This window comes from Lentzea aerocolonigenes (genome assembly GCF_000955955.1).
GTDB lineage: Bacteria > Actinomycetota > Actinomycetes > Mycobacteriales > Pseudonocardiaceae > Lentzea > Lentzea aerocolonigenes_A.
In genome coordinates, this window is record NZ_JYJG01000308.1 from 1 (window position 1) to 3,396 (window position 3,396).

The 3,396-nt window shown below is 70.0% G+C and carries 7 protein-coding genes and 1 pseudogene; 2 read left to right on the forward strand and 6 right to left on the reverse strand.

The window, feature by feature from the left end:
* A pseudogene (locus UK23_RS53085) lies at nucleotides 1–287 on the forward strand (ABC transporter substrate-binding protein); the annotation flags it as partial.
* Nucleotides 288–302: 15 nt separating this feature from the next.
* On the forward strand, nucleotides 303–1,052 hold the full coding sequence (locus UK23_RS34595) for an MBL fold metallo-hydrolase (protein ID WP_045315949.1): 750 nt from the start codon (nucleotides 303–305) through the stop codon (nucleotides 1,050–1,052).
* Here UK23_RS34595 and UK23_RS34600 read toward each other — a convergent pair.
* From UK23_RS34600 to UK23_RS34620, 6 genes are read right to left on the reverse strand one after another with little or no spacing between them, the layout of a single operon-like run.
* Nucleotides 1,017–1,673 carry a GvpL/GvpF family gas vesicle protein gene (locus UK23_RS34600; RefSeq protein ID WP_045315950.1) on the reverse strand — a complete coding sequence of 219 codons (657 nt, stop codon included), beginning with the start codon at nucleotides 1,671–1,673 and terminating at the stop codon, nucleotides 1,017–1,019. The two genes, UK23_RS34595 and UK23_RS34600, sit on opposite strands and share 36 nt — an antisense overlap.
* On the reverse strand, nucleotides 1,670–2,002 hold the full coding sequence (gene gvpJ / locus UK23_RS34605; RefSeq protein WP_330770444.1) for a gas vesicle protein GvpJ: 333 nt from the start codon (nucleotides 2,000–2,002) through the stop codon (nucleotides 1,670–1,672). Before gvpJ (UK23_RS34605) ends, UK23_RS34600 begins: the two co-directional genes overlap by 4 nt.
* Nucleotides 2,003–2,004: 2 nt before the next feature.
* On the reverse strand, nucleotides 2,005–2,268 hold the full coding sequence (locus tag UK23_RS34610; RefSeq protein ID WP_045315952.1) for a gas vesicle protein K: 264 nt from the start codon (nucleotides 2,266–2,268) through the stop codon (nucleotides 2,005–2,007).
* Complete coding sequence (gene gvpJ / locus UK23_RS50750) at nucleotides 2,265–2,417, reverse strand: gas vesicle protein GvpJ (RefSeq protein ID WP_082115206.1); 153 nt, start codon at nucleotides 2,415–2,417, stop codon at nucleotides 2,265–2,267. The genes UK23_RS34610 and gvpJ (UK23_RS50750) overlap by 4 nt, the downstream gene beginning before the upstream one ends.
* Nucleotides 2,410–3,090, reverse strand: a complete 681-nt coding sequence (locus tag UK23_RS34615; protein ID WP_045315953.1) for a GvpL/GvpF family gas vesicle protein — start codon at nucleotides 3,088–3,090, stop codon at nucleotides 2,410–2,412. Before UK23_RS34615 ends, gvpJ (UK23_RS50750) begins: the two co-directional genes overlap by 8 nt.
* Nucleotides 3,087–3,389, reverse strand: coding sequence for a gas vesicle protein (locus tag UK23_RS34620; RefSeq protein WP_045315954.1), 303 nt, complete (start codon nucleotides 3,387–3,389; stop codon nucleotides 3,087–3,089). Before UK23_RS34620 ends, UK23_RS34615 begins: the two co-directional genes overlap by 4 nt.
* Between the last annotated feature and the right edge of the window lie 7 nt (nucleotides 3,390–3,396).

The following is a 3,396-nucleotide window of genomic DNA, read 5'->3' on the forward strand; positions in this document are numbered from 1 at the left end:
TCACCGTGCACGGCTACACCGTGGCGATGGCGTACGTCGCCGTGCTGGAGAAGGCCTGCGCCAAGAAAGATTTGACGCGCGACGGCGTGCTGCGCGCGTTCCACGACACCAACAGCATCAAAGCCAGAGGGCTGACCGGCGAGCTGCGGTTCTCCCTGGTGGGGCGGCCGTCCGCGACCCAGTCGTACATGTCCCGGCCGGACGCGAAGGTGCCCGGCACGCTGAAGGTCGAGGAGAACCTGTTCGAGTCGGAACTGGTGAAGCTCAAGGGAACCCGCGCTCGTTGATCTAAGTTCAAACACATGGGACTTGACCTGACCGTGCTCGGGTGCGCGACGCCGTACCCGAGCGCGGACAACCCGTGCTCCGGCTACCTGGTGTCCACTGGCGACACTCGCTTGTGGATGGACGCGGGCACCGGCACGCTCGGACCGTTGCAGCGGCACACGAAGCTGCAGGACGTGGACGCGATCTGGATCTCGCACCTGCACGCGGACCACAGCGCGGACCTGCTCACCGCCTACTACGCCCTGCTGTTCGCGGACGTCGAACGCGGCCCGATCCCGCTCCTCGGCCCGCCCGGCATCGCCGACCGGCTCGCCGGGTTCCTCACGAACGGCCCGGAACGCAGCCCGGTCGAGTCCGCGTTCGAGATCACCGAGCTGCACGACGGGCACCAGGCGACGGTCGGCTCGATGCGGCTCACGACAGCCGCTGTGGAGCACGGCATCCCCGCGTTCGCGGTGCGGATCGAGGCGGGCAGCTCCCTCACATACTCCGGTGACAGCGCGCCGTGCGACAGCCTGGTCGAGCTGGCGCGCGGCACCGATGTGCTGCTGTGCGAGGCGGAAAGCGCCACCAAATCCGAAGTCCACCACACCCCAGAGGACGCGGGCGAGACGGCGGAAGCGGCGGGCGCCGGCCGGTTGATCGTCACGCACGTGGGGCGTTTCGTGACGCCGCAGGACGCGGTCAGCCGGGCGTCGTCCCGCTACGGCGGTCCCGTCGACTTCGCCTCACCAACCCCAGCGCGAGGCGGGCTGACTCGGTGACAGGTCGAGGAAGTGGAACGCCGGCAACGGACCGGTGCAGCTCGCCGTGACCCCGTCGAGCGCGGCCACCACGGCACGCACCGCCTCGACGTCGCCCAGCGGCACGAGCAACGCGCGGAGCTCCTCCGTCGGTTCGCCCGCGTCCAGCAACGCGACCGCACGAGCCGCCACCTGCGCGAGCAGCACGTCGGCCTGCTTCCGGCGCCACACCACGATGTCCCTGACGATCTGCTCGCCCTGCGCGAGGGTGAACGTCCCCTCCCGGTAGACCGCGTGCAGCGCGGCGTCCTCGTCGAACACCAGGCGGACGTGCAGCTCGGCCAGCCCGTCGAGCTCGTCGAGGTGCCGGCGCAGCACGGGCGCGGTGAACGCGAGCACGGCGGCGCGGGCGGCTGCCTCGTCCGCCGCGGTGGTGCCGATCCGCAGCGGCAGCACCGGACCGCCCGGCAGCAGCGCGCACAGCCCAGCCAGATGCGCGGTCGCTTCCTGGTCGGTCAGCGCCCGGTCCTCCACCCGGTCGCTGACCACCACGGCGAGATCTTCCAGTGCTACCAACCGGAACCGCGAGTCGCCGGGAAGCCGGTGGCTCGCCCGCACGACGCCGTGCAGGAACAGGCTCACTGCTGGTGCTCCTCCACCTGCAGTGGAGCGGGGGTGACCACTGCGGGTGCGACCACCGCGGGCGCCAGCAGGCCGTACGTGCCGGTGATGCCCTGCGGAACCGGTGGTGGCGCGATCATGCCCCGGCGGGTCGCTTCGAGCCGTTGCATCGCTTCCAGGTAGCGGATGTAGGTGTCGACGCTGGCGATCACGACCTTGATGTCGATGGCCAGGATCTCGATGCCGATCAACGAGACCCGCACCGACGCGTCGATCACGAGTCCCTTGTCCAGCAGGACGTTCAGCACGTCGGCGAGGCCGCCGGAGTTGGGGATTGCGGGAGCGGTCACGATCATGTCCTCTCTTGCGGAAGCAGACTCGCGATGTCGACGGGAAGCCGGACGCCGGAGATGTCCGGCTCTCCCAGTGCCTCGCGCAGTGCCGCGAACTGACGTTGCAGTGAGATCAGCGCCTGGCCGAGGTTCTCCACCTCCTCCTCGGTCAACGTGCCCGCGTCCACCCGGCGCAGCGCCTGACGTTCGAGGAGCTCGCACACGATCTCCAGCACGGCCACGACGATCCGGCCGAGTCCCTTGCCCGCGTCCTGCGCGCTCACCCGCCGATGCCGATCAGCAGCAACCGGAGGTCGAGCCGGATCAGCTCGACGCCCGCCAGTGCGATGACCACGTCGCCGCGCACCACCGCACCCCGGTGCACCACGCGGTCCAGCAGGTCGACGAGACTCGCCGCGTTCTGTTCAGGCATCGGCGAACTCCACGGTCGTGAACGAGTACGGCGGCCACGGTCCGGTGATCTCCGCCGTCAGCCCGAGTTCGGCGGTCAACCGTTCGACGTCGGCGCGGAAGTCGTGCTCAGCGCCGGCATCCACCAGGTACGCCGCGTCGAGGAGCAAGCCGGTGGCATCGCGGCGAGTGGCATCGGCGGCCCGCCCGGTCAGTGCCTCGTGCAGCGTTTCCGCACCACGCCTCGCCACGTCCGCGTCGGTCAAGCGCCGGCGGCGCTGCGCCAGGTACGCCGTCCCCGACAACCCGCCCAGGTCCTCCGGCGCCCGCACGGCCGCGCGCACCCGCACTCCCCACTCCCTGCGGCCGTCCACCCGCTCCAGCCACGCCCGCGCCTCCTCGTGGCGGGCGCCGAGCAGGCGCACGGCGGCGTCGATGCTCTCCAGCACGGTGCCGAACCGCAGCGGCAGCACCGGTTCGTGCTCGAACACCGCTCGCACCACGGAGTCGTGGTAGCGCGCCAGCACGGCCAGCGGACTGTCCTCCGCGGCTTCCTCGAACTCGAGCCCGGCGAACAGGCCCAGGTCGACCTCGGCCACGACGAGCGCCAGGCCGCGGTGGCCGATCAGCCACGGTCCCGCGAGGTCGAGCTGGCGGTCCCTGGTGATCGCATACGCGTACAGGCCGCGACTCATGGTCGTTTCTCCTCCAGGGCGCGCTCCAGTGCCGCGACGCGATCGCGCAGTTCGGTGTTCTGCTGAACCAGTTCGTGCGTTTCCGCCGGCTTCACCGCTTTCGGCGAGAAGAACGGGTCGTTCGTCCACCAGTCCATGCCCATCTCACGAGCCGTCTGCGCGGAGGCGACGAAAAGCCGCACCCGCAACGTGAGCAGCTCGATGTCCACTACACACACGGCGATGTCGCCGACGATCACCACACCTTTGTCCAGGACGCGTTCCAATGTGTCCGCGAGCGAACTGGGTCTGTTGTCCACCTAGAAC